Below are 24,336 nucleotides of genomic sequence, written 5' to 3' on the forward strand. Positions count from 1 at the left end.
GTTATCCAATATTCCTTTTATAAAAACTCAACCTACATCGAGGGTGTAGGTTGGTTAAAGGGCGGGGTAGCCCATAAGTCAGGAAATTGACTTATGGGCTGCCTTTTTTGATGGTAGGCATCAGACCAATCGTCCGTGATGCATCTTAAGGACATGTTTCAACGAAAAGCTAAAATAGTTGTAACGAACTGAGCGCACGCTATCCGGGTAAATCATCAGGTTCGGTGTCGTCACGAATCGTAGAGCTGTTAAATCGTCTTTCGCGGAGGTAAATAGCAGTTTTTTACTTATATAGCGTGGAATAGGTTCGTTAAAGTTATTATTCCATACTAATTCTCATAATAAGGTGTAACGGATTCCTTAAAGTCTGTCTGAATGGAGCAAAAGACTCTCCACTGCATCCTTTTACATCTAATTTCCACCTGATGACTTTGCTTTCTCCTTGGCAGAGCGGTAAACTGGTGCATACGAGCAAAAAGGATGAACGCAAAATGAGCATTCATAGGATCATGTAAAAGGGAAAACCGGAGATGCAATAACAAAGCATAAGGCATATTGCTGATTTTTGATGGATTTGGAGGAAGCGGGCTTCATGGAAATGTTTACGATGCTGCTGGGTTTATTTGAGCGGGCGGCGCTGCTAATTATCTTTTTATTCTTTTTATCGAGGGTACCTCGTTTTAGACAGATTTTGCAGAAGGGGAAACTAAGGCCGCAGGAATATGTGGCCGTGACGCTGCTATTCTGTGCTTTTGCGATCTTTGGCACCTATACCGGGATCAATGTGGAAGGTTCACTGGTGAATGTGCGGATTATCGCTATTTTGTCGGGTGGTATTTTGTTTGGAGCACCTGTAGGGATTATTACGGGGATCGTATCGGGAGTGCATCGGTATTTGATTGATATGGATGGGATTACAGCCATCCCGTGTCTCATAACGAGTATCATTGCCGGTCTGGTGTCGGGTTACATTCATAAATACACACCCAAGTCGAAGCGGTGGATGATTGGTATTGCGGCCGGGATGATCTGTGAAGCACTTACGATGCTGCTAATTCTGCTATATTCCTATCCGGACCCGCTCGGTGCGGACATTGTATCCAAGATTGCATTGCCCATGATTCTGGGTGAGGTCAATATTGGACTGATCGTACTGCTGGTGCAGAGTGTGGAAGGGGAAAAGGAAATGATCGCAGCACGCCAGGCAAAACTGGCCTTGGAAATTGCGAACAAAACGCTGCCCTACTTCCGCTCCATTGATGAGGATTCCCTGCGGACCATCTGTCGCATTATTCAGGAGGATATCCAGGCTGACGCTGTTGCCATTACGGATACTCGCAATGTACTGGCCTATGTCGGGTTCGGGGAAGAACGATATCACATTGGCAATGAGATTATTAGCGAGATGACGAAGCAGACGATCTCCAGCGGAGAGATTACGATCAGTAATGATGTGACGGATGAGAAAACACCGGATATTCATTCCCTGCTAATTATTCCGCTCAAGGAGCGGAGCGAGGTCACGGGAGCCCTGAAGATTTATTACCGTAAAGCTTATAAAATTACGTATCCGCTGCAAACCATGGCTGTGGGACTATCCCAGATTATTTCCACTCAGATGGAAGTTTCTCGGGTCGAAGAGATTAAGGCAGCCGCCAACAAAGCGGAACTGCGGGCATTGCAGACGACTATTCATCCTCATTTTCTCTTCAATGCGCTGAACGCGATTGCTTCTTCGATTCGAACGAAGCCTGACCGGGCACGGGAGCTGATTGTAAATCTGTCGGGATATATGCGCTATAATCTGGAGCTGTCGGATGAGCTGATCGATATCCATAAGGAGCTGGAGCAGGTCCGCAATTATGTGGAGATTGAGAAAGCCCGTTATGGCAGCAGGCTTAACGTGATCTATGAGATTGATGAAGTGGCCGTGCATATTCCAAGTCTGGTTATTCAGCCACTTGTTGAAAATGCAATCATTCATGGTGTCCTCAAGGTCAAAGGTCCTGGAACAGTGCGGATTCGGGTACAGGATTACCCTGATTTTGTACGAATAGGAGTTAGTGACACCGGTGCTGGTATCAACCCCGATATCATTGAGAAGGTCTATCATGACCGAATGCCGGGGAATCAGATTGGTCTATATAATGTTCATCGGCGGGTGAAGCTCATTTATGGACAAGGTGTAACCATTACGCGGCTGAAGCAAGGAACTGATATTATTTTTGACGTACCCAAAGGAGATGTCGTGACAAGGTGATTGGTCTATGAGAGCCCTTATCGTGGAAGATGAAATTCCTGCAAGTGAAGAATTGAATTATTTGATTGAGGAACATAGTGAGATTGAAGTGGTTGCCTGCCTGGAAGATGGACTGGATGTACTAAAATTTCTGCAGGAGCAGGAAGTGGACGTTATTTTTCTCGATATTAACATTCCATCCCTGGACGGCATGATGCTGGCCCATCATATCGGGAAGTTCGCCAGTAAGCCTTATATCGTCTTTACGACTGCGTACAAGGAGCATGCAGCAGAAGCATTCGAGCTGGAAGCCTTTGACTACATTCTGAAGCCTTATGATGAGAAACGAATTGCAGCCATGCTGCTCAAGCTGGAGAATGCCTTCAAACGTGATCATGCGGGAGAGGGATTGGTTGAACATGGGCAGGCTCTAGTGACGGATGACACTTCCGTACAAGGATCACCGCCAAAAGCATCTGTCGCCGGAAGTGGAATACGAATTAATCTGCTGCGAAACGATAACATTATCGTAACGGATACAGCCGACATTTATTATGCGGAAGCACAAGAGAAAGTAACGAAGGTGTATACCAAAAATGGTGAGTTTACGATGCCAGTGAGCATTTCGGATTTTCATGGCCGACTGCCTCAGGAGTCCTTTTTCCGCTGTCACCGTTCTTACCTGGTCAATCTGTCTCAAATTCGTGAGATTGTACCCTGGTTTAACAATACCTATCTGCTCCGTCTGCGCGATCTGGAAGCGGAAGTGCCGGTTAGCCGGGGCAAGGTCAAGGAATTCAGGCAGCTCATGCGCATATAGAGGCATTTCATTCCGTTTCTGATGCAACTCATGCTTAAATCGGTGTTATGAATCCCCTTTCATGTATGATTAGCTTGTGAACGCATTCAAAGCAGCATTGTCATTCACCAAATGTTGGACAATGTGCTCAGACATGACATCGACAAAGGGGAGATCACGATGAAAGCAGCTATTTCATCAGCACCTAATTCAGCATCGACATCCATAAAAATGAATCGTTGGCTTATTGTACTTGGAACAATTATTGTACAAATGGGCCTTGGAACCATCTACACCTGGAGTTTATTTAATCAACCGCTGTCTGACCGTTTCGGATGGGATGTCAGCTCGGTCGCGATAACTTTTTCGATCACGAGTTTTGCACTCGCATTTGCTACGCTGTTTGCAGGCCGATTGCAGGAACGGTGGGGACTTCAGCGTCTGATCCGTGTTGCAGGGATTTTTCTTGGTCTGGGACTGGTGCTCAGTTCTCAGGTTACTTCATTAACACTGCTCTACATTTTGGCAGGATTCGTGGTTGGCTTCGCAGACGGGACCGCATACATCACGTCGTTATCCAACTTGATCAAATGGTTCCCGGAACGCAAAGGTCTCATCTCGGGTATTTCCGTTGGTGCTTTTGGTACAGGCAGTCTGTTGTTTAAATATGTGAACTCGGCATTGATTGGTGCTGTAGGACCTGCTCAGGCATTTATGTATTGGGGTATCATCGTCCTGGTCCTGATTGTGGCCGGATCTTTCCTGATTCGTGAAGCCGTTGTTCGTGAACAGGCTCCCGTTAGCAAGACTGAAGGGGCGAAGCAGGAAGAAGTTATTCGTCATCAGTACACGGTAAAAGAAATGCTTCGCACCAAAGAAGCGTATATGCTCTTCATTATTTTCTTCACGGCTTGTATGAGCGGCTTGTATCTGATCGGTATTGTCAAAGACATCGGCGTACAGCTGGCAGGTCTTGACGTGGCTACCGCTGCGAATGCTGTAGCAATGGTTGCGATCTTCAATACGGCAGGGCGTATCGTTCTGGGGGCCTTGTCGGACAAAGTAGGCCGGATGAAAGTCATTGCCGGGGCACTGCTGGTTACAGCAGTCGCCGTCATGATACTAAGCCTCGTTCCGCTGACCTATGGCGTGTTCTTCGCCTGCGTGGCTGCAGTTGCGTTCTGTTTCGGTGGTAACATTACCGTATTTCCGGCGATTGTCGCGGATTACTTCGGACTGAAAAATCAGAGCAAAAACTATGGCGTCATCTATCAGGGATTTGGAATTGGAGCCTTGGCTGGATCCTTCATCAGTGCCCTGCTGGGCGGATTCCATCTGACGTTTATCGTTATTGCCATCCTCTGTGCAGTTTCCCTGCTGCTTGCCTTGATGATTACACCTCCGGGTCAAAATCGTCGTACACGTCAGCATGAAGGCCCAATGAGTCTCAAACCTTCATCACGGGCAAGCTGAGTGAATTCGAACTAGAATATCGTTATAATTTAATGTTTCTATATTAAGTAAATGAATGGCGGTCTCTGCGGAGGCCGCTTTTTTCAATAGGGTTAGGGGAACACTACTGGTTGGTAGTAGATCGCTTGGGGGCAGCGTGCATTGTATCCTGTGCTTCTGCTATACTCTAGGTGAATTAAAGGACAACAACATCTGTTCGGAGTTGGAGGAGGATTTCGATGAACTTCGTTAAATATGCTGAACCCGATTTTTCAGACTATTATGCTTTGGTTTCCAATATGGAAGTCATGAAACAGATTACGGAACGAACTCTCCCGGAGGAGGAGGCGAAGACCCAATTCCGGTCCATGCTAGATTATAATCTGAGCTCCAGTTGCGGATATTACCGGGTATCAGGTGCAGATGGAGCTGGGCTCGCTTACGCCAAACTCATTCAGGATGAATCCGATTCGTCCCGAGCGGAGATGGGCTATATGGTTTTGCCTGAATACTGGGGCCAAGGTCATGGCACGTCCATTGCGTCGCGTCTCATTTTAAAAGCACAGGCGGCGGGAATTGGTGTGCTCTACGCGATCATTGACCCATCCAACGTGGCATCCCGTCGAATATTAACCAGACAGAACTTTGTATCCACATGGACAGGCGATATGGAAGGACTCCCCGGCGAGATTCTGGAATTAAACCTTAGGGTACGTCGGTAACCGATCAAGCCAGAAGGGTAATGATATATACACATTCTGCTTATACCTGGCATGGAGCTCATACCCGGCCGGGAATAATGCAGGATGCTGCACAGAGATATGGAGGGGATGGAGATGAGCAATACGGTAATGGAGCGTCTGAACGAATTGCTGCCGGAATGGCTGGAGACCAGTCGTTTGCATACAGGGCAGGGAAAGGTCGCTTCCTATATCCCGGAGCTGGTCAAGGCTTCACAGGATGAGCTGGGTATACATATTATGGACGCCGAAGGCAATCATGTGTCTGCCGGAGATTGCGGTGTACCCTTTACGATGCAGAGCATCTCCAAAGTGTTCACACTAATTCTGGCCCTGATGGATCATGGGGAAGAAGCGGTTTTCTTTAATGTAGGAAAAGAACCTACGGGTGACGATTACAATTCGATGATCAAGCTTGAACTGGTTGAACCGGGTATCCCTTTTAACCCGCTGATCAATGCAGGAGCCATAACGGTGTCCTCCCTGGTCGCGGGAGACTGCAAGGAAGAGAAGTCACGGCGAATTCTGGAGTTTTTCCGCAAGCTCGCGAATAATGATCGGCTGGACTATAACGAAGAGGTCTTCCGGTCCGAATCGGAGACAGGTCACTTGAACCGTTCGCTGGCTTACTTTTTGAAGCATAATGGTGTGATCAAGGAAGATGTGGAAGATGTGCTCTGTGTCTATTTCCGACACTGTTCGATCGAGGTGACTTGTGCGGATCTGGCGCGCATGGCTCTGGTGCTTGCTCATGATGGCACAGATCCGATTACCGGAAATGAACTCATTCCACGCCGTTATGTACAGATTGCCAAAACCTTCATGACGACCTGCGGTATGTATAACGCATCGGGCGAATTTGCCATTGAAGTCGGGCTGCCTGCCAAGAGCGGAGTATCCGGCGGAATTATCACCCTTGTTCCTGGCCAATTTGGCATTGGTCTTGTAGGACCAGCTCTGAATCGAAAAGGGAACAGCATTGCGGGTGTGCATTTGCTGGAGCGCCTTTCCAAGGAATTTGACTGGAGTCTTTTCTAAAGATTTCCCCATATACCCACCAAAATGGCCGATGAATCATATATCGGTCATTTTGCTTCTTTTGGACGAAGTCGATTCCAGTAAAAATGGGTGTTGGGTTGCCTCGTAAAGCCATATTGGAAGTGTAGGAAAAGGGTCCTGCATGCATGAATTCGGCTGCATCTATTGCGGAATATTCGCTAATGAGAGTTGGCAAAGTGAATAGTTCCTATTGCCGATATAAGATGGAACGTTGGATTTTGCTTTCTTCTGGGTCATTCATTCGCCAGTGTCACAGTGGTAATCAGATTCATCTGAACGTCCCGGGTCCCGTTAGATGTCAGCAGCCTTAGAGTTCGTACAGTAGGGTCCAGCTTCAGTACCTGTCCAGTAAACCGGATATCGTCATGTTCATGGAACAGGGTTATGGTCACCGCATCTCCAAGCATCATTGAATTGCTGAGCAAACGGGACATTTCTTCCGCTGCCTGAGCATCCAGTGATGGACGGGTCCGGGGAGCAAGCTGTTCCTGATGAAGAATGTAAGCTTCCCGGTGCTCGGGAAGCATCATGCGCGAAGACTCAAAGAGTCCGTTTTGCTGCAGTTTTTTACTCATTTGTAATGACCTCCAATTTTATGGGAACGGTCCTGTGCCTGTGCAGACGAGCAGAGCGAGGAAGCCCGCATGATGGCGGTGTCTCCGAACTTGCGCTTGATGTCATCTGTGGCACGTTCCAGTTCTCTTTTGCGTTCACGATCATCGAACCAGGACAGCTGTACTTCGGAATCAGGCACCAGCCCGGTCAGTGAGATGCTGATGCGGCGGATGGGTAAACCGTCCCAATGACGAAGGAAGAGCGCCGCGGCCGCATCATAGACTTCATCCGTAATGTTGGTTGGCTCGTTCAACTTCATCTGGCGCGAGAAGCCAGTTGGGCGGTCGTAATCCTGCCCGCGGCATCCCACGGAGACCACATTACCCATCAGTGATTTATCCCGGGAGCGTCGACAGACGAGCTCTGCCAGCTCAAGCAGGACAACCTTGATCTCTTCCCAGGACTCATAATCTCTGGGAAGCGTCATCTGATGTCCAATGCCCTGCTGCTGATGTGTGTATGTCCCGGGTTTCACGGGTGAATCGTCCAAACCGCGAGCAATGCGCCATATTACTTCACCATTAACTCCCCAGCGTTCCCTCAGTCTGGTCAGAGGCGTCTGTGCCAAATCACCAATGGTGTGAATACCCATGTTATAGAGATGTTTCCCCATCCGTGAACCGACCATGAACATCTCCCGGACAGGTTTGGTCCAGATTGTTTTCTCCATGTCCTTACGATTCAGTACACAGATGCCTCCGGGGACTTTTTTGGCATATAAGTCACAGGCCATTTTGCTCACCACTTTGGTATCACTGATGCCAATCCGAATATACACGCCCGTCTCCTCCATGACCCTGGATTGAATGCTGCGGGCAATCGTCTCCGGGCTGCCGAACAGCTCCAGGCTTCCGGTGACATCGAGAAACTGCTCATCAATACTGTAGGGCTCAACAAGGTCAGTGTAGGACTGAAGAATCCGGGTGATGTGAAGCGATACGCGAATGTATTCCGCCATCCGGGGGCGAACAACGACAACGTCCGGACATTTGGCGAGGGCTTCACCCAGTCGCTCAGCCGTCGTAATTCCATAAGATTTGGCAATAGGGCAGGCCGCAAGGATGATGCCGGAACGGCGCGCTGGATCTCCCGCTACGACAAGGGGACGGTCTTTGTATTCGGGATGTGCCGATTTCTCCACACTGGCATAAAATGACTGGCAGTCTGCGAGCATAATGACGCGTCCATCTTTGCGGGACATAACAGGTCTCTCCTTTATTCCATGATTCGGCTGTTCACGAACAGACAGAGCTATTCAGCCGTATGCTTTTTACAGTTTATTTACATTTTGGAACGTGTGTTCCTGTTTTATAAGCATATCCCGAATGCTCTAAAGCGGCAACCGGAATTTTTTTGCAAATTGGACACAATTATGGAATCCAAATAATAGAGTCAGAATTTAGGAAATAAGATGTGCTTTTTTACATTTGATGTAAGAGATTCGTGACTTCAGGGTGATGACCCGGTGTTCATTTCGTTTTTTGTAAAAGTAATATAAATGGGCACAGTCCTATGAGGGGGGACTGATGTCCTTTTTTGCTTTTCTGCACTTTTCAGAAAACCTTGTCAGGCCGCGGGTTTTCACTGATACGTTATCGGACTATAGTATCAATTTTGTAATCTTTATGGTTAATACTGTAAAAACGTCCGCAACTTTAACATATTACTTGCGTTTAAAGGGGTAAGTGTTCAAGCAGAAACAGCTGCTGCATACCGCGTTGCATATAACTTTAACGGGTAGAGAACTGCAACAGGTTAGAGAGTTCAGAACGTGGTTTTCTTAATGTCAAAATGGCATTCGTGAAGAAGAGAAGCTAGGCAAACTTTTCATGCTAGTTCATGGCCGTTTTTACGAATTATGGGCAGAATGTTGCATTCCACGTTTGCTTCCATCAGCCTAGTTACAAATGCAGAGTATTGGCGCTATAGTGAGAACACACCGCTGGCATCTCTACCCGGAGCGGACATCCAAGCAGTATGAATGGCTGCATGTCTGTTAGCTTTAATTTCAGATTCAGACCAAGAACAGGCAGGATGCATAATAGAGAGGTGAGCAATCAGGAGCCATGAGCAGACGAAGAAGAAAGCGCTGGATGTTGACGATGTTGACGGGAGCGGTTGTACTGACCGGTGGAATATTGGCCGGTTGGCACTACATGCAGCCCCAGCTCGTTACCTACACAGCCGAGAATGGCACGGAGATGAAATTCAAGACCGAGGGAGACCGGTTCATGGAATACGGGCCCGATGGAACATGGAGGGAGATGTTCGTTAAGGGCGTCAACCTGGGTGCAACTTCGCCGGGATATTATCCGGGAGAATTTCCCCTGACCGAAGAGGATTACCTAAGGTGGTTCCAGCAGATTCAGGAGATGGGGGCCAATGTCATACGGGTATATACGGTCCACGAACCGATTTTTTACTCAGCATTGGTCGATTATAACCGAGGCCGGGAGCAGCCGTTATATTTTATACAGGGTATATGGTCGCCGGAAGAAGAGTTGATTGAGAAGCAGGACGCTTTTGCTGATCACATTGAACAGACGTTCAAGCAGGAGATTGAAAAAGCGGTAACCGCGGTATATGGGGATGCGGATATTCCCGAAAAGGCTGGAGCCTCCAGCGGCAAGTACAAGAAGAATGCCGGTAAATATCTGATGGCCTGGCATGTTGGCACAGAGTGGGATCCCACGATGGTAGACAACACGAATGAAAAACATCCCGATGTTCCGCAATACAAGGGCGTTCATTTTTCCGGGACAGCAGATGCTTCGCCTTTCGAGAACTGGTTAGCCGAGCTGCTGGACTACACAGCCGTTCTGGAGAAGAAGTATGGATGGGAACATCCGATGACGTTCACCAATTGGGTGACAACCGATGTGCTGGAACACCCAGGCGAACCATTGTACGAGGAGGACCTCGTCAGTGTGGATGCCCGGCATATTCAGCCGGAGGAATGGCAGGGAGGATATTTTGCAGCATACCATGTGTATCCCTACTATCCGGATTTATTCCATACGGACAAGACCCTTCAAACGATCAAGGATGCAAACGGCGAGTACAACACGTACAAAAGCTATCTACGCAAGCTAAAAGCCGAGTATTCCGATATGCCTGTAATGGTAACGGAGTATGGTGTACCTTCTTCCCTTGGGATTTCTCATCTAGGTATGGGAGGAAGGGATCAGGGCGGACATAATGAGGCTGAACAAGGAGCCATTGACGCTTCACTGACTCAGGATATCTATGACGAAGGGTATGCGGGAGCGATTCTGTTCATGTGGCAGGATGAATGGTTCAAGAAAACCTGGAACACGATGCCTTTTGAAATCCCTGCTGATCGGCGGGCCTACTGGCTAAACGTGCTGACCAACGAGAAAATGTTCGGTCTGCTCGCCATGGACCCCGGCAAACAGGAACAGCTGACCATCGATGGGAAACTGGATGACTGGGCTGCACTGAACGAAAAAGAAGTTACGGTATGGCAGGGAAAGGTGGACGGCATTAAGGAAATGAAGCTGACCCACGACGAGGCCTACCTGTACATTGGGATGACGCTGGACCAGCCGTTTGATCCAGATCAAACGGTGCTCCGCATAGGCACGGATACACTGGCAGGCGGCAATCAGCCTGGCGAGCGGCTTCCGGAACGAACGCTAAGTGACGGTCTCGAAACGGTCATCACGCTGGGACAGGATGATGAATCCCAGGTTGAGATCGCCAAGGACTATGATTTTAACCAGCGTCTGTACGGCAAGGAAGGATACGATATGCTGCCGGACAAGCAAGCTGAGGCCGCTGATCCCTTCCATCCATGGAATTTGGCAGTCAGTCTGAGGATGACGCCGCCGGATACCCGGTCCGCTCATCCGTTTATGAATGAGAAGGTAGGAATCCTGAAGCGGGGAACAACGGCTCCCGGACAGTCCGACACGGATTCATTGACGACCTGGCAGTATGACGGCAATCAAGTGGAGATGCGAATTCCCTGGATGCTGCTTGGGTTTGGTGACCCAAGTTCACTGCAAGTGATCGATTATGGACCCCTGCAGGAAGGACGGGCGTTTAAGACGGTGACGACCGAAGGGATAACGCTGATTCCATGGTTAATGGATCGATCGACGGGCAACGTAGCCTGGCCTGCAGGTGATCAGACGACGCTGGATTTGACAACCTTGCCTGTGTATAGCTGGCAGCCGTGGGAACAGGTGAAATACAGTGAACGACTGAAGCTGAGTTACGAAGAAATGAAGAAAGTCTTCGAACAAATTCCAAGTTCTCAGATGAATTAAGTGAGTATAAAGGAGGACCTTTTCACATGTTTTCGAGTTTGGCTTTGGCCTATCTATTTTTGTACATCTGTATAGCGCTCGTCGCTCTGGGTGTGATCCTGCTGTTTGCCATGAAAGTGTCCCATAACGGCAAACGGCGCAAGATTGAATTCTACAAACAAAAGCAGCGGGATTACTTCACGTATCTGCAAACGGCACTGACTGAAGGCCGTCCGCTGAGATTGCCTCCCGGCAAGCTGGCTCCGGTTGAACGACAGGTAATTCAGAGCAAGCTTATTGAGTGGATTGATCAATTCAAAGGGGAGTACCGGGACAAATTGATTGCACTCTGTCGCGAAGCAGGATTCGTAGAGCATGATCTGAAAGAACTGGGCCGTCTGCGTTATGGTCGGCAGATCGATGCAGCTTACCGATTGGGCGGCATGCGCTGTCCCGAAGCCGTTCCGGGCCTAATGGAGTTGCTCAAGGATGAGAAGCCTGGGCCCATGGCATTCGTGATTGGACGTTCCATTGCGAGAAGCACAACCCGTCAGGGTGAATTGAAGGACATGCTTGAAGTGTTATTGACCAAAGGGAAGTCGATTCATCATCTAGCTGCGGACATTTTGCTTGAGACCAGTCTGGATACGAGCAGACTTCTGATTGAGCTGCTGGAAGACCGCAATCCTGATTTTGTAAAGGTTGGACTTGTTGCCATGTGGGGACAGGCTGTACCTGAAGTCATGCCGGCACTCGACCGGTTGGTCGGTGCAGAGCATCAGGATGTACGGGCGGAAGCGGTGAAGCTGTATCTGAGTGCAAGTCCGGCACTTCAGGATGAGACGATTCTCAAGCTGATGAAGGATGCTGATCCGGAAGTACGGGCAGAAGTGGTTCAGGCGCTTGGTTCGAAGCATGCGGCAGGCAGCATTCCACTGCTGCGTAAGGCGCTCCGTGACGAAGACTGGAGAGTGCGCTATACGAGTGCAGAGAGCTTGAGCATGCTGGGCGAACCCGGATTCGAAGCGTTATGTCAGGCAGCGGTGCAAGGTACCGGTGTTGAGCGCGAGATTGCCATGCAGCAAATTGAGAGCACGATGAAGCAATCCGGAGCCGATCACAAAGCGGTGGACCAGATGATTGTGCATAACAAGAGAAGACTGCTTTATGACCAATATTTTGCCCCTGTACCGGGTAACCGAACAACGAAGAGACGCACCAGTGTGGCTGCGGTAGGAGGGGATTACACTGCTTAGGGATCTATTATTGATTTATGGCATGGTAGCCATCTACTATGTCGTTGCTGTAAATGCGCTGTATTTTTCCATTCTGGCGCTATCATTCCGTAACATCTGGACCATTTTCAGACGGTCCCATTATTCCAAATACAACACATTGTCAGGATCGGAGCTGGTGCCTTCAGTATCCCTGCTGGTGCCTGCTTACAATGAAGAATTGACGATTATTGAAAATGTGAACTGTCTGATGACACTGAACTACCCGACGTATGAAGTCATCGTGGTGAATGACGGTTCCAGTGACAGTACGTTGAAAGTGCTGCTGAAGGAATACCGTCTGAAACCCGTAACGGATACCAAGATGCGCGGCAAAATTCCTTGTCAAACCATACGCGGGATATACCACAATCCGGAATTCCCCGATCTGTATGTAATCGACAAGGAAAATGGGGGAAAGGCAGACTCGCTGAATGCGGGAATTAACCTGTCCCACTATCCGCTGATTTCTTCCATTGATGCCGATTCTTTGCTGGAAAAGGATGCCTTGATTCGCATGGCACGCATGTATATGGAGAATCCCGAAGAGACGGTGGCGATTGGCGGAGATGTTCGCATAGCGAATGGATGCAAAATCGAGAACGGAGCTGTACAGGATGTCTCCCTGCCGCGCAAAATGTGGCCGATGTTCCAATCCATTGAGTATCTCAAAGCCTTTCTGGGCGGACGGATTGGCTGGAGCCACATGAATGGACTGATCATCGTGTCGGGTGCCTTCGGTATGTTCCGCAAAGATGCTGTCATTGCCGTTGGCGGATACCGGGACGGATATCCCGGAGAAGACATGAACATTATCATCAAGCTTCATCGCTATATGCTGGAAAATAAATTGAAATACCGTGTAGCCTTTTGTCCTGAAGCTGTTTGCTGGACACAGGCGCCGGATTCCTACCGCATCTTGTCCAGTCAGCGCAAGCGCTGGGGACGCGGTAACCTGAAGAACATGCTGGAGAACCGCGGCATGCTGTTCAACCCGAAATATAAGGTGATGGGCATGCTGACCATGCCATACAACGTCATTTTTGAAGCGCTCAACCCTTATTTCCGGATTACCGGTCTGATCGCTCTTGCTGGTTATGTGCTGCTCGATATGACGCAGTGGCCGATTCTTGTTCTGTTCGGATTGCTGAACTTCGTGAGCGGTTATCTGCTGAGCGTAGGGGCATTGATTCTGGAAGAAATTGCGTTCCGGAGATACAACAAGCTGTCGGATCTGGTCAAAATGCTGGTTTACTCCGCTTTAAAATTTGTAGGCTATCACCAGCTTGGCGTCCTGTGGAGATTGCAGGGACATATTCAGTTCATGCAAAACAACAATTCATGGGGAACCATGACACGTCAGAGCTGGTCCGAGGAAGAAAAGGGAACCGAAGCTGCCTGATTCGTATCTGCATCGAATGGTGCTGGCTATAAGCAGCATTGAATTTTCACGAATGGCAATACAGCAGCAACAGAATAGATAACCAAGGGAGAAGGGTGGAAAAGAACATGCCTAATACGGCAACATTGCAGCGTGAAGCTGCCGTTAATGTGTACCGAAGTGTAGAACAGGGATTGAAGGATACGGGTGCCGGAACTTGCGGCTTAATGTTCATCCATTGCGGAGGTGTACAGGCCCAGCCGGAGCAGCAGGTCAGGAACTATCTGGAGCAAACGAGTGAGTTCGCCTTCCAGCTATGGACGGATGGGGCAACCCAGACGCTTGCGGTCCTGCTGCCCGGTTTGACGCTGAACGAAGTCCACTATGAAGGGCTTCGCATCAAGCATGAGCTGCAGGAGACGGTTCCTGGAGCCGAGCCGCAGATTACGCTGGCGAGCTTCAAGGATAGTGAGCGTCCTTCTCAGGCGACGATTCAGCACATGGCTGAATCCGCGAAGCTGGTTGACCCGTCGGAGATTCATATCTATACGCTGGACAAGACGGCGGACGAGCCGGGCAGAATTTTGATCGTGGATAACGACCCCACGGTTCGTGAGTTCCTCCAGCTGCGCCTAAAAATGCAAGGCTATGAGACGTATGAAGCTGTAGATGGGCTTGCTGCACTTGAATTGATTGAGAAGGTGTCACCTGATCTGGTGCTGACTGAACTCAATCTGTATGGCATTGACGGCCTGCCGTTCATTCACCATATTCAGAACCTGGATGTCGAGCAGCCGCCAAAGATTGTTGTGCTGACCGAGCAGCGTGTCGAACAGACGATCAGCCAATGCTTCCGCAGCGGCGTGGACGATTATATGACCAAACCTTTCTCCCCTGTGGAGCTGGATGCACGTATTCGTCGCTGCCTGCACTAATAAGATGATCAACCGAAACGGAATTACGGAACATTACAAATACATTAACCTGGAGGGAATATCATGGAGAATCAACAATTCCATACTTTACTGAATGCCATTGAAAACAAAGAAGCGGTGCTCGGCGTGGTCGGGCTCGGTTACGTAGGACTTCCACTTGCCGTGGAAATGGTGAATCAAGGCTTTACGGTAATCGGTATTGACCTGGATGCGTCCAAGGTCGACAGTATCTATAATGGGGATTCCTATATTCACGATATCTCGTCCGAGGAATTGAAAAAAGTGATGCAAACAGGCCGCTTCCAGCCTACAACGGATTACAGCATGCTGCGCGTCATTGATGCCTTGAGCATCTGCGTGCCAACACCGCTCAGTGAGAACCAGGATCCGGATACATCCTACATTGAGACTGTAGTGGATCAGATCAAACTGCACATGAAACCGGGCATGCTGATTACACTGGAGAGCACAACCTACCCGGGTACAACAGAAGAACTGATTCAGCAAAAGCTGGACAAAATCGGCCATGAAGCCGGCAAGGATTATTTCCTTTGCTTCTCGCCTGAACGTGTGGACCCGTCCAACGGAAGATTTACCACGTACAATACGCCGAAAGTTATCGGCGGGACAACGGAAGCTTGTCTGAAACTTGGTACGGCACTGTATAGCAAGTATGTACAAACGGTTGTACCTGTATCTTCACCAAAAGTGGCAGAGATGTCCAAACTGCTGGAGAATACGTTCCGCAGCGTAAACATTGCGTTTGTAAATGAAATGGCGATGATGTGTGACCGCATGGGCATCGACATCTGGGAAGTCATTGATGCAGCGGCGACGAAGCCTTTCGGATTCATGCCGTTCTACCCAGGCCCAGGCATCGGAGGCCACTGCATTCCGCTTGACCCGATGTATCTGTCCTGGAAAGCGAAAGGGTTCCGCTTCTACAGCAAATTTATCGAGCTGGCACAATCGACCAATGACAACATGCCGTACTATGTGCTGAACAAAACATCAACGATTTTGAACGAATACGCGAAATCTGTTCGGAACTCCAACATCCTGCTGCTCGGCATGTCGTACAAGCCGAATATTGCAGACCTGCGTGAGTCACCGGGACTCGAAGTATATGAACTGTTCAAGGAAAGCGGAGCGAATGTCAGCTACTTCGATCCATATGCCGATTCCTTCCGTGACAAGCATGACGATACGGTGTACAGCGAAGCATTCAACCTGGAGCAATTCAAGAAATATGACTGCATCGTGCTGATTACCAACCACAGAGATCTGCCATACAGCGATATTGCCGATTTGGGTGTGCCAATTCTGGATACACGCAATGCGTTCCGGACCTACACACAGCCGCACATTTACAAAATTGGACACTCGGTTCAGCACCCTGTGCTGGAACCAAGTGAAGCGTTGCTCGTCTGAGAAACAACATGATTCGCTGGGGCAGGATGTCGGTGAGGACAAAATGGGCTCTGCTCGCGCTGACCTTTTGTTTGCTGCTGTTGCCCTGGCTGTTCAAATGGTTTTCGGCAGAGGAGAAAAAAGCGACCTGGCTGTGGGATGCTTCCATCATCGCAGAACAGACCCCGGATATCATCTCCTTCTCCAAGGAGCAGGGTGTTGATGTCATTTTCCTACAGATACAGGATGAGGTATCGGATGATACGTATCGTAAATTCATTGCGTCTGCCCGGCAGGCAGAGATCCAGGTACATGCCCTGAATGGTCATGCGGACTGGGCCTACAGGGACAAACAGGAAGAGGGACTAACTTTCATCGAACGCATTCGTGCATATAATGCCGCATCGGCCAAAAATGAGCGTTTCGAAGGCATTCAGCTGGATGTGGAGCCCTACCAACTGCAGCGCTGGGAGAATGAGCAGGACAGCGTCATTGCAGAGTGGAGTGACAACATGAAGGCCTGGACGAAAGCTGGTAAGGATGCAGGACTCTATATGAGTGCAGCCATACCGTTCTGGCTGGATGCCCGTCAGGCAACCGAAGGCGGAGGAACGTTCAGCAGGTGGGTCATTTCCCACTTTGATGCCGTTGCGATCATGGCTTATCGGGATAGTGGTCAGCAGATGTACGACCTGTCGAAGGAAGAGCTGGATGAGGCGGATGAACTTCATAAGGACGTATGGATTGGAGCGGAGCTTGCCGATACACATGAGGGTGAGCATCTGACCTTTTTCGGAAAATCCATAAGCAATATGGATGAAGAGATCGCCAGGGTGTTTGACCTGGCCGGATCTCATTCCTCATTTACTGGAGTCGCTGTGCATCATTATGAAGCGTGGTACGCAAAGGAAAATGGACTTCCCCTGGCTCGCAAGAGTGATGAGGAGAAATAATGGACAGTATGGGAAAAGTAAGGCAGCAAAAAGGCAAGTTTCCGGTTAATGGAGACTTGCCTTTTTCTTTTTATTTGCTTTTTGCCGCGCTGGACTTGGCAATCAGCTTTTACCGTTTTCGCTTGTCCGGTACCGATTGGGCGGCAGACCCACCTGTTTTTTGAACGCTTTGGAGAAGGAGAATAAATCCGGATAACCGACCGAATGAGCTACTTCCGTCAAGGTCAAAGGGGTTTGGACGAGCAGGCGCTTGGCCTGGTCCATTTTGAGCTGCTGGATGTATTGCACCGGAGACAGCCCGTACGCTTTACGAAATTGTTTGGCAAAATGGGTTCGGTCGACCCCCGCATGAGCAGACACGCCCTCTACCGTGATCCCTCCGGCAAAATGGATATCCATGTATTCCTTCCCTTTTTGCAGCCAGGGGATAGCCGCATCCGGCTGCATTCCCTTGGCTGCAGAGGAACGAGAAACGCGATCAAATAGACCGAGAAACCGTGTGAGGCGTCCCAGGTCACTTGCTCCCCCCTGAGGTCTGCGAACTTCCTCCATAAAAGCACGCATTCCACTAGCCGTCTCCGGAGTCAGTATACCGGAACGATGAGGAGCATCTGGCGTAAGTCCAAGCCGCGAGAGAAGTTCGGTTGCATGGGTACCATCAAAGGCGATAAAGATCTTCTGGAGCGGCTCCTTGGGATCAGTCCAATACTCATGGGTCACATGCGGAAACAGACAGAATGCATCCCGGGCTCTGAGGGGATACTCTTGTCCGTTCTGTATAAATGTACCCTCTCCCTCGAGGACAAACAGCAGGTAATGATAAGGTGTTGTGCGAGGGCCGATATGATAATTGTTCTTGGCGATATTGCGTCCGATTCGTATAGGCCAGGCTCCACCAGCCTTCTCGAATTCGGACGGAGTAAAAAAAATAATATCCAAAAACTCGTGGTGGTCCTCCTTCATGCTCTCCGTCATCAGGAACACCTCTTTAACATAAGTTTAATTTTCAATATCTATCTGTGAGTTAATATAATATAACCTATTATACAGGTGGGTTTTGTATATATTCAAGAACAGGATGACTTATTCCTGTAAGATGACCACAAAATGACAAAATAAAGTTGTCGTAAAATGACATTGATCACAGACAAATCAATTGATATGATGACCATACCTATTAAACCAAGTTAATTAATCGGCATTAGAATGCTTCTTACAAATTACAATTTGAAAATAAGGCGCAATCTTAAAATCAGTTTTTGATAAGTGCAAAAGTAGTGGAGGGGACGAAATCGATTCTGGAGAAGTGTAACGCTCGCCTTTATCCCGGAATTTTCCCCTTGAGAAAGGGATGCAAAAAAATCCGGGGATAACAGCGATCGGAAGAACGATTCGTTACCGGAACGGCTACTTCGCAGCTGTTATTTTTATTTTTGAAATGGGACTTTATTTATCAACAGAGAGGAATGACCTTATATGAGTGAACACGAAGAACTGAAATTCGGATGGTTTTTGCCAACGGCTGGAGACGGAAAATATGTTGGGGTCGCCCCGGAACGGGAACCGAGCCTGGATTATTTGATACAGGTAGCACAAACGGCCGAAACGGCAGGATTTGAATTCGTATTGATCCCGACCGGTGGGGCATGTCTGGATGCTTGGGTCGTCGGTTCGGCAGTAATGAGTCACACTCAAACACTTCGTCCTCTCGTGGCCATTCGACCAGGCCTGGTTACACCGGTGCTCGCCGCACGGATGGGAGCTGCACTAGATCAACTCTCTGGCGGACGTGCCATGATTAATGTCGTGACGGGCAGCTCGGTCCGAGATCTGGAGGAACTGGGAGATCCGCTGGCGCATGCCCATGACGAACGTTACGTACGGGCGAGCGAGTACATGGAAGTGATGAAGCGTTCGTGGACACAATCGACCGGACTCAACCTGACCGAGTTTGCCGGAAGTGGTTCCAAAGCGAACGCCGAAGCATCCAGCGATGATAATTCGGAGTTTAATGGTCAGTATTACAACTTTAAGGGTCCGGTAGGCATGCCGGAAACGGTCCAGAAGCCCTACCCTCCATTTTATCTGGGGGGAAGTTCACCCATTGCCAAAAGAGTGGCTGTAGAGCATGCGGATACGTTCCTCATGTGGGGTGAACCGCACGACTGGATTCAGGAACAGATTGAGGAGATCGAAGTGATCCGCGAGCAGGTGAAACAGGAAACAGGACAGGATCGCCAGTTGCGTTACGGAATGCGGGCACAGGTGCTCATTCGGGATACCGAAGAAGAAGCTTGGGCAGCAGCGTGGGAGATTATTAGCAAAGTTCCCCCTGAAGCCATCGAGAAAGCGAAAGCGGCTTTTGCTCAGACAGACGCCACCAACCAGCGCAGACAGAATGAGCTCCGTGAATTGTCCGAGAAGCAGCAATTCGTTGTGGGTCCCAACTTGTGGACAGGTCTTTCCGTTGTTCGTTCGGGCGGGGCAATCCTCATCGTGGGCACGGCAGAACAGGTTGCTGAACGACTGATGGAATACGCGGATCTCGGTGTGACCACATTCATCTTGTCAGGCTATCCGCATCTGGAAGAAGCCGAAATATTCGGTGAGAAAGTGATGCCGATCATTCGCAGCAAGTGGAGTACGAGAAATGTGAAGCATCAGCTTAGCAGCAATTAATTCAATTATTACCTAATTCATCATTACTCAGGAGGTCGTCTTTCATGAGAAAAAATAAAAAATTGATCCTTCCCCTGGTCAGTATGCTGGTCATGTCCTTGCTGCTGTCCGCTTGTGGAGGCGGGGATAACTCTGCAGCAGGCGATAACGGTGCCTCCGGTTCAGGCAAAGTCACCATCAGCTTCATGCACTGGCGTGGTGAAGATGCTGAAGCGCTGAACAAGACCATTGACGCGTTTGAAAAGGAAAATCCGAACATTCATGTGGAGATGCAGACGCTCCCATCAGATCAGTATCAGTCCACCGTTCAATCCAAAATCAGTGATGGTTCGGTAGGGGATGTATTTGCCTCCTTCCCGGGTGCACAGTTCGATGCTTTTACCAAAGCCGGATTGTTCACGGACCTGACAGGGTCATCTTTTCTCTCTGCATATAACTCCAAGCTGATTGAGGCAGGCCAGCAGGATGGCAAGCAATATGCCATTCCGTATCAGCTCGTATACAACGATCCAATTTATAATGTGAAGCTGTTTGAAAAATACGGTCTGACACCGCCGAAGGACTGGGACAGTTTCCTGGCGCTCTGCCAGACACTGAAAGACAACGGAATTATTCCGATTGCCTTTGCCGGAGCGGACATTGGTCCAGGGCAGTTCATGAACACCATGGTGATGAATAATGCACCAAGTGACGACATTTTTACCAAAGTGGAAGCAGGCAAGGCGAAACTGACAGATGAGTTCTGGGTGAAAACACTCACGCAGATTAAGGAGCTGAACGATAAAGGCTACTTCCAGCAGGATGCACTGGGTACCAAGGATCCGGCGGCCGGAGCGTTGTTCATTCAGGAGAAGGCAGCCATGCTTGCAAGTGGTTCCTATCAGCTCGCTCAGAACAAGCTGCAAAATCCGAATTTGGAGCAAAAGCTGCTTGCACCTATTACCGTAAGTGCAGATCAGGCAAAGTATGAAGGGGTTCATACCACGACGTTCATGCTTGCGGTAAACAGCAAGTCCAAACATCCGGAAGAAGCGAAGAAGTTTATCGAGTTTCTGAGCAAACCCGAAGTGGCTGGAGCGTATGCCAACCAGACGGGTCAGAACGTAACCGTAAATGACGTGAAGTATGATTCTGCCGAACTCCAGGTTGCAGGGGAGTGGGCAAACAAAAAGACCGTGTTCCAGCCACGGTTCACCATTCTGAACGGAGATAATCAGAAGGCAGTCACCAACTCCATTCAGGCCGTGCTTAGCGGGACTTCCCCTGAAGAAGCTGCGCAGCAGGCACAAGCGATCATCGATCAGCATATCGGGAAATAAGTCATGAAGAATCGTATTCAGCTATCCCTGTTTCTGTTACCCGGGTTGCTGCTGTACGTGGGACTGTTCGTATTTCCTACATTGACGGGGCTGTTCTACTCCTTTACGGATTGGGACGGGGTATCCCCGTCGTATGCGTTTGTAGGGCTGGATAATTATAAGGACAGTCTCAGCAGCATCGTCTTTCGCAAGGCTTTTGGCAATAACGTTGAATTCATGCTCACGGTGGTTATTGCCCAAACCTTTATTTCACTTGTGCTGGCATTACTGCTCGTCCGAAACACCAAAACGCGGATTGTACTTCGCGCCCTGTATTTTCTCCCGGCCATTTTGTCCTCCGTATCGGTTGGGTTGATCTGGGCTTTCATGTATGATCCATCCATTGGATTGATCAACTATGGGTTAAACGGGGCAGGTATGGAGAGTCTTGCACGCAACTGGATCGGTGATCCCAAAATTGCAATCTACTCCATTGCAGCCGTGCAGGTCTGGGCTCATGCCGGGCAAATGATGATTGTGTTTATCGCTGGACTGCAAGGTATTCCGGCTGAACTGTATGAGGCCGCCCGAATGGACGGTGGCAGCAAATGGCAGGTATTCCGTACGGTGACCTGGCCGCTGCTTGCCCCTTCGGCTACGATTGTCGTTGCCTATACAACGATCCAATCGTTTAAGGCATTTGATCTTATTTTCACCATGACGGACGGAGGCCCGAACTACGCAACTGAAATTTTGACGACGTATATCTATCATACCGCCTTTGGCAGCTATTCATTTGGCCTCGCTTCTGCGGGTTCGATGATCTTCCTGGTTCTGCTGGCCTTGCTGACGTTTGTGCAGTTCAAGGCACTGCGTGCCGACCGGGTAAGCTATTGATGCCGGAACGTGCTCACACAAGAGGCAGAAGGGAGTTCACATGTTTCTTAAATGGTTCAATCGCCTGATATTGTTGGTGTACGCGCTGCTGATTATCGTGCCGCTGTACTTCGTATTTGTATCCTCATTCAAAACAAGCAGCAACTTCTTTACCAGTCCATTCAGCTGGCCTGATCCGTTTACATGGGATAACGTTACGGGCATGTTTCGCAATCAGCCAATGTGGCAATATTTCGGAAACAGTCTTGTCGTGACACTGGGGACGGTGGTGATTGAGCTGCTGCTGAGCAGCATGATTGCCTACGCCATTGTTCGCTGGGGCGGAAGCGTGGGTAAGATTGTGTTTGGCCTGTTTGTGGCTGGGCTTATTGTTCCTTCCCAGGTCAGCATGCTGCCGATCTACTCCCTTACACGTACGCTGGGCTGGTCTGACAGTCTGACGGGCCTGATCGTTGTATCGGCCGCCATGCTGATGCCTGTCTCCGTATTCATGCTTACGGGTTTCATACGCATGCTGAATGCCGAAATTCTGGAGGCGGGCAGCATGGATGGAGCAAGCGAGTGGCGCCTATACACACGGATTGCGCTGCCGCTGGCTGCGCCTTCACTTGCGGCAACGGCTACGTTCCTACTGGTTATGGTTTGGAATGATCTGCTTATTCCGATGCTCATGCTCAGCAGCAAGTCCAAATTGACGTTACCGCTGGCACTTATGCAGTTTCGCGGGGAGTACGTGACGAACTATCCGATGATGCTGACGGGAGTACTGGTGACGGCCATTCCGATGGTTGTGCTGTTCATTTTGCTCCAGCGTTATTTTGTTGCAGGTCTGACTGCGGGTTCACTCAAGGGGTGAGCTATTGGAAGGTGACGTGGAGGAGAGCGTATTTTTCATTGATTTCTGGATCATTCTGCATAATAATGGTTTAGTGTCAGAATGACTACATAGAGATCAAGGAGCTATCGTTATGACTAAACTGGAAGTGTTGCGGAATCCCAAGCAGCGCAAGCTGCTGTTTAGTGCCGGGATGAGCTGGCTGTTTGATGCAATGGAGGTCGGAATGATTTCCTTCATTGTGGCAGCTCTTGCCAAGGAATGGAGCCTCAGTCCCGGACAAGTCGGTGTGCTGACCAGTATCAACTCCATCGGTATGGCGCTGGGTGCATTGCTTGCGGGTGCACTCGCTGACCGTTTTGGCCGTAAGGCCATTTTGATGTGGACCCTGTTAATCTTCACCATCGCGAGCGGTTTGTCTGCACTGGCGACCGGCTTTGCCGTACTGTGCGTACTGCGCCTGATTGCTGGAATTGGGCTTGGTGGCGAGCTGCCTGTAGCCTCCACACTGGTATCAGAGTCCATGCCAACAGCAGAACGCGGCCGTGCCGTCGTGCTGCTGGAGAGCTTCTGGGCTGGAGGCTGGATTGTATCGGCACTCATTGCCAACTTTGTGATTCCTGAATACGGCTGGAGAATTGCATTTGCGATTGGTGCCGTTCCGGCATTCTACGCGCTGTATCTGCGCCGTGTCATTCAGGACCCGCCGCGTTACAAGCAAAACAAGACCATCCAGAAGACGACGTTCCGGGAGAAAGTGGCTGCAGTATGGTCTGCTCCGCATCGCCGGACAACCATCATGCTCTGGATCTTGTGGTTTACGGTAATTTTCTCCTACTATGGCATGTTCCTGTGGCTGCCTTCCGTCGTGATGGCCAAAGGCTTCACTCTGGTCAAAAGCTTTCAGTACGTGCTGATTATGACCTTGGCACAGCTCCCAGGTTACTTTACAGCGGCTTATTTTATCGAGCGGTACGGACGTAAATTCGTCCTGGTCGTTTATCTTACACTGACGGCAGTGAGTGCGATTGCTTTTGGTTTGGCAACAACCGAAGCGGCGATTCTCACCGCAGGCATCTGCCTTTCTTTCTTCAATCTGGGGGCATGGGGTGGTCTGTACGCGTATAGTCCGGAACTATATCCAGATTCGGTTCGTTCGACAGGTGTGGGTCTTGCCACATCGGTGGGCCGCATTGGGGGCGTACTTGCTCCATTGATGGTCGGCATGCTGGTTCAGCGTGAGGTGGCCATCAGCCTGATTTTCACGATTTTCTTCGTGACGATCCTGATTGGCGCAGCGGCTGTACTGTTCCTCGGCCGGGAAACGAAGGGTCAGGAACTGGCAGAGTAGATGTAAATAAATTCAAGCGCAACTTTTGTGCGGGTCTGCCTGCCTACGGAAATGGAGGCTGGACAAGCGGCATAAGGTTGATACAAGAAGAGGCATAGCCCTGATATGACCATGGGCTCATGCCTCTTTTTGCTATATTCAAGGCCCT

At 49.5% G+C, this 24,336-nt stretch carries 19 protein-coding genes; 16 read left to right on the forward strand and 3 right to left on the reverse strand.

Annotation, left to right across the window (positions count from 1 at the left end; translation table 11 throughout):
- The first annotated feature begins 592 nt into the window (after positions 1 to 592).
- The 5 genes from AC3WQ3_RS04250 to glsA all read left to right on the forward strand — a co-directional run bounded on the left by AC3WQ3_RS04250 (position 593) and on the right by glsA (position 6,268).
- The gene (locus AC3WQ3_RS04250; protein ID WP_492471524.1) at positions 593 to 2,260 is read left to right on the forward strand and encodes a LytS/YhcK type 5TM receptor domain-containing protein; all 1,668 of its coding nucleotides are present in this window, start codon (positions 593 to 595) and stop codon (positions 2,258 to 2,260) included.
- 7 nt (positions 2,261 to 2,267) lie between these two features.
- Positions 2,268 to 3,059, forward strand: a complete 792-nt coding sequence (locus AC3WQ3_RS04255; protein ID WP_492471525.1) for a LytR/AlgR family response regulator transcription factor — start codon at positions 2,268 to 2,270, stop codon at positions 3,057 to 3,059.
- A gap of 159 nt (positions 3,060 to 3,218) precedes the next feature.
- Complete coding sequence (locus AC3WQ3_RS04260; protein ID WP_492471526.1) at positions 3,219 to 4,511, forward strand: L-lactate MFS transporter; 1,293 nt, start codon at positions 3,219 to 3,221, stop codon at positions 4,509 to 4,511.
- 218 nt (positions 4,512 to 4,729) lie between these two features.
- The gene (locus tag AC3WQ3_RS04265; protein ID WP_492471527.1) at positions 4,730 to 5,212 is read left to right on the forward strand and encodes a GNAT family N-acetyltransferase; all 483 of its coding nucleotides are present in this window, start codon (positions 4,730 to 4,732) and stop codon (positions 5,210 to 5,212) included.
- 114 nt (positions 5,213 to 5,326) lie between these two features.
- Positions 5,327 to 6,268: a glutaminase A gene (gene glsA / locus AC3WQ3_RS04270; protein ID WP_110759196.1), complete on the forward strand. Its 942-nt coding sequence runs from the start codon at positions 5,327 to 5,329 to the stop codon at positions 6,266 to 6,268.
- Between the two features lie 254 nt (positions 6,269 to 6,522).
- On the opposite strand, the gene AC3WQ3_RS04275 is transcribed toward glsA, so the two are convergent.
- Both AC3WQ3_RS04275 and AC3WQ3_RS04280 read right to left on the reverse strand, forming a co-directional pair.
- Positions 6,523 to 6,864 (reverse strand): YolD-like family protein, encoded by a 342-nt coding sequence (locus tag AC3WQ3_RS04275; protein ID WP_492471528.1) that lies wholly within the window; start codon positions 6,862 to 6,864, stop codon positions 6,523 to 6,525.
- Entirely contained in the window at positions 6,861 to 8,105 is a 1,245-nt protein-coding gene (locus tag AC3WQ3_RS04280) for a DNA polymerase IV (RefSeq protein ID WP_492471529.1), read from the reverse strand. Before AC3WQ3_RS04280 ends, AC3WQ3_RS04275 begins: the two co-directional genes overlap by 4 nt.
- A gap of 865 nt (positions 8,106 to 8,970) precedes the next feature.
- Between AC3WQ3_RS04280 and AC3WQ3_RS04285 the strand changes: the two genes are divergently transcribed.
- The 6 genes from AC3WQ3_RS04285 to AC3WQ3_RS04310 all read left to right on the forward strand — a co-directional run bounded on the left by AC3WQ3_RS04285 (position 8,971) and on the right by AC3WQ3_RS04310 (position 17,128).
- The gene (locus AC3WQ3_RS04285) at positions 8,971 to 11,196 is read left to right on the forward strand and encodes a hypothetical protein (RefSeq protein ID WP_492471530.1); all 2,226 of its coding nucleotides are present in this window, start codon (positions 8,971 to 8,973) and stop codon (positions 11,194 to 11,196) included.
- A 26-nt stretch (positions 11,197 to 11,222) separates the two neighbouring features.
- Entirely contained in the window at positions 11,223 to 12,431 is a 1,209-nt protein-coding gene (locus AC3WQ3_RS04290) for a HEAT repeat domain-containing protein (protein ID WP_336780654.1), read from the forward strand.
- A gap of 22 nt (positions 12,432 to 12,453) precedes the next feature.
- On the forward strand, positions 12,454 to 13,851 hold the full coding sequence (locus tag AC3WQ3_RS04295; protein ID WP_336780838.1) for a glycosyltransferase family 2 protein: 1,398 nt from the start codon (positions 12,454 to 12,456) through the stop codon (positions 13,849 to 13,851).
- 107 nt (positions 13,852 to 13,958) lie between these two features.
- On the forward strand, positions 13,959 to 14,765 hold the full coding sequence (locus AC3WQ3_RS04300; RefSeq protein WP_336780655.1) for a response regulator transcription factor: 807 nt from the start codon (positions 13,959 to 13,961) through the stop codon (positions 14,763 to 14,765).
- Between the two features lie 63 nt (positions 14,766 to 14,828).
- Positions 14,829 to 16,196 (forward strand): nucleotide sugar dehydrogenase, encoded by a 1,368-nt coding sequence (locus AC3WQ3_RS04305; RefSeq protein ID WP_127537886.1) that lies wholly within the window; start codon positions 14,829 to 14,831, stop codon positions 16,194 to 16,196.
- 26 nt (positions 16,197 to 16,222) lie between these two features.
- Entirely contained in the window at positions 16,223 to 17,128 is a 906-nt protein-coding gene (locus tag AC3WQ3_RS04310; RefSeq protein ID WP_261780023.1) for a hypothetical protein, read from the forward strand.
- A 102-nt stretch (positions 17,129 to 17,230) separates the two neighbouring features.
- Here the strand turns inward: AC3WQ3_RS04310 and AC3WQ3_RS04315 are convergent, their stop codons facing one another.
- Positions 17,231 to 18,103, reverse strand: coding sequence for a helix-turn-helix transcriptional regulator (locus AC3WQ3_RS04315; protein ID WP_336780656.1), 873 nt, complete (start codon positions 18,101 to 18,103; stop codon positions 17,231 to 17,233).
- A 501-nt stretch (positions 18,104 to 18,604) separates the two neighbouring features.
- On the opposite strand from AC3WQ3_RS04315, the gene AC3WQ3_RS04320 reads away from it, so the two are divergent.
- The 5 genes from AC3WQ3_RS04320 to AC3WQ3_RS04340 all read left to right on the forward strand — a co-directional run bounded on the left by AC3WQ3_RS04320 (position 18,605) and on the right by AC3WQ3_RS04340 (position 24,188).
- On the forward strand, positions 18,605 to 19,807 hold the full coding sequence (locus tag AC3WQ3_RS04320) for an LLM class flavin-dependent oxidoreductase (protein WP_492471531.1): 1,203 nt from the start codon (positions 18,605 to 18,607) through the stop codon (positions 19,805 to 19,807).
- 44 nt (positions 19,808 to 19,851) lie between these two features.
- Entirely contained in the window at positions 19,852 to 21,126 is a 1,275-nt protein-coding gene (locus AC3WQ3_RS04325) for an ABC transporter substrate-binding protein (RefSeq protein WP_492471532.1), read from the forward strand.
- A 3-nt stretch (positions 21,127 to 21,129) separates the two neighbouring features.
- Positions 21,130 to 22,002, forward strand: a complete 873-nt coding sequence (locus AC3WQ3_RS04330) for a carbohydrate ABC transporter permease (protein ID WP_174818694.1) — start codon at positions 21,130 to 21,132, stop codon at positions 22,000 to 22,002.
- A 40-nt stretch (positions 22,003 to 22,042) separates the two neighbouring features.
- Positions 22,043 to 22,858: a carbohydrate ABC transporter permease gene (locus tag AC3WQ3_RS04335; RefSeq protein WP_492471533.1), complete on the forward strand. Its 816-nt coding sequence runs from the start codon at positions 22,043 to 22,045 to the stop codon at positions 22,856 to 22,858.
- Between the two features lie 112 nt (positions 22,859 to 22,970).
- Complete coding sequence (locus tag AC3WQ3_RS04340) at positions 22,971 to 24,188, forward strand: MFS transporter (protein ID WP_492471534.1); 1,218 nt, start codon at positions 22,971 to 22,973, stop codon at positions 24,186 to 24,188.
- Positions 24,189 to 24,336 lie beyond the last annotated feature (148 nt).

The organism is Paenibacillus sp. FW104-T2 (assembly GCF_058789975.1).

What these genes read in the sequence shown, in the direction of transcription:
- AC3WQ3_RS04250 (WP_492471524.1), top strand. Translation starts at nt 593, where the DNA reads ATGGAAATGTTTACGATGCTGCTGGGTTTATTTGAGCGGGCGGCGCTG.
- AC3WQ3_RS04255 (WP_492471525.1), top strand. Translation starts at nt 2,268, where the DNA reads ATGAGAGCCCTTATCGTGGAAGATGAAATTCCTGCAAGTGAAGAATTG.
- AC3WQ3_RS04260 (WP_492471526.1), top strand. Translation starts at nt 3,219, where the DNA reads ATGAAAGCAGCTATTTCATCAGCACCTAATTCAGCATCGACATCCATA.
- AC3WQ3_RS04265 (WP_492471527.1), top strand. Translation starts at nt 4,730, where the DNA reads ATGAACTTCGTTAAATATGCTGAACCCGATTTTTCAGACTATTATGCT.
- glsA (WP_110759196.1), top strand. Translation starts at nt 5,327, where the DNA reads ATGAGCAATACGGTAATGGAGCGTCTGAACGAATTGCTGCCGGAATGG.
- AC3WQ3_RS04275 (WP_492471528.1), bottom strand. Translation starts at nt 6,864, where the DNA reads ATGAGTAAAAAACTGCAGCAAAACGGACTCTTTGAGTCTTCGCGCATG.
- AC3WQ3_RS04280 (WP_492471529.1), bottom strand. Translation starts at nt 8,105, where the DNA reads ATGTCCCGCAAAGATGGACGCGTCATTATGCTCGCAGACTGCCAGTCA.
- AC3WQ3_RS04285 (WP_492471530.1), top strand. Translation starts at nt 8,971, where the DNA reads ATGAGCAGACGAAGAAGAAAGCGCTGGATGTTGACGATGTTGACGGGA.
- AC3WQ3_RS04290 (WP_336780654.1), top strand. Translation starts at nt 11,223, where the DNA reads ATGTTTTCGAGTTTGGCTTTGGCCTATCTATTTTTGTACATCTGTATA.
- AC3WQ3_RS04295 (WP_336780838.1), top strand. Translation starts at nt 12,454, where the DNA reads ATGGTAGCCATCTACTATGTCGTTGCTGTAAATGCGCTGTATTTTTCC.
- AC3WQ3_RS04300 (WP_336780655.1), top strand. Translation starts at nt 13,959, where the DNA reads ATGCCTAATACGGCAACATTGCAGCGTGAAGCTGCCGTTAATGTGTAC.
- AC3WQ3_RS04305 (WP_127537886.1), top strand. Translation starts at nt 14,829, where the DNA reads ATGGAGAATCAACAATTCCATACTTTACTGAATGCCATTGAAAACAAA.
- AC3WQ3_RS04310 (WP_261780023.1), top strand. Translation starts at nt 16,223, where the DNA reads ATGTCGGTGAGGACAAAATGGGCTCTGCTCGCGCTGACCTTTTGTTTG.
- AC3WQ3_RS04315 (WP_336780656.1), bottom strand. Translation starts at nt 18,103, where the DNA reads ATGACGGAGAGCATGAAGGAGGACCACCACGAGTTTTTGGATATTATT.
- AC3WQ3_RS04320 (WP_492471531.1), top strand. Translation starts at nt 18,605, where the DNA reads ATGAGTGAACACGAAGAACTGAAATTCGGATGGTTTTTGCCAACGGCT.
- AC3WQ3_RS04325 (WP_492471532.1), top strand. Translation starts at nt 19,852, where the DNA reads ATGAGAAAAAATAAAAAATTGATCCTTCCCCTGGTCAGTATGCTGGTC.
- AC3WQ3_RS04330 (WP_174818694.1), top strand. Translation starts at nt 21,130, where the DNA reads ATGAAGAATCGTATTCAGCTATCCCTGTTTCTGTTACCCGGGTTGCTG.
- AC3WQ3_RS04335 (WP_492471533.1), top strand. Translation starts at nt 22,043, where the DNA reads ATGTTTCTTAAATGGTTCAATCGCCTGATATTGTTGGTGTACGCGCTG.
- AC3WQ3_RS04340 (WP_492471534.1), top strand. Translation starts at nt 22,971, where the DNA reads ATGACTAAACTGGAAGTGTTGCGGAATCCCAAGCAGCGCAAGCTGCTG.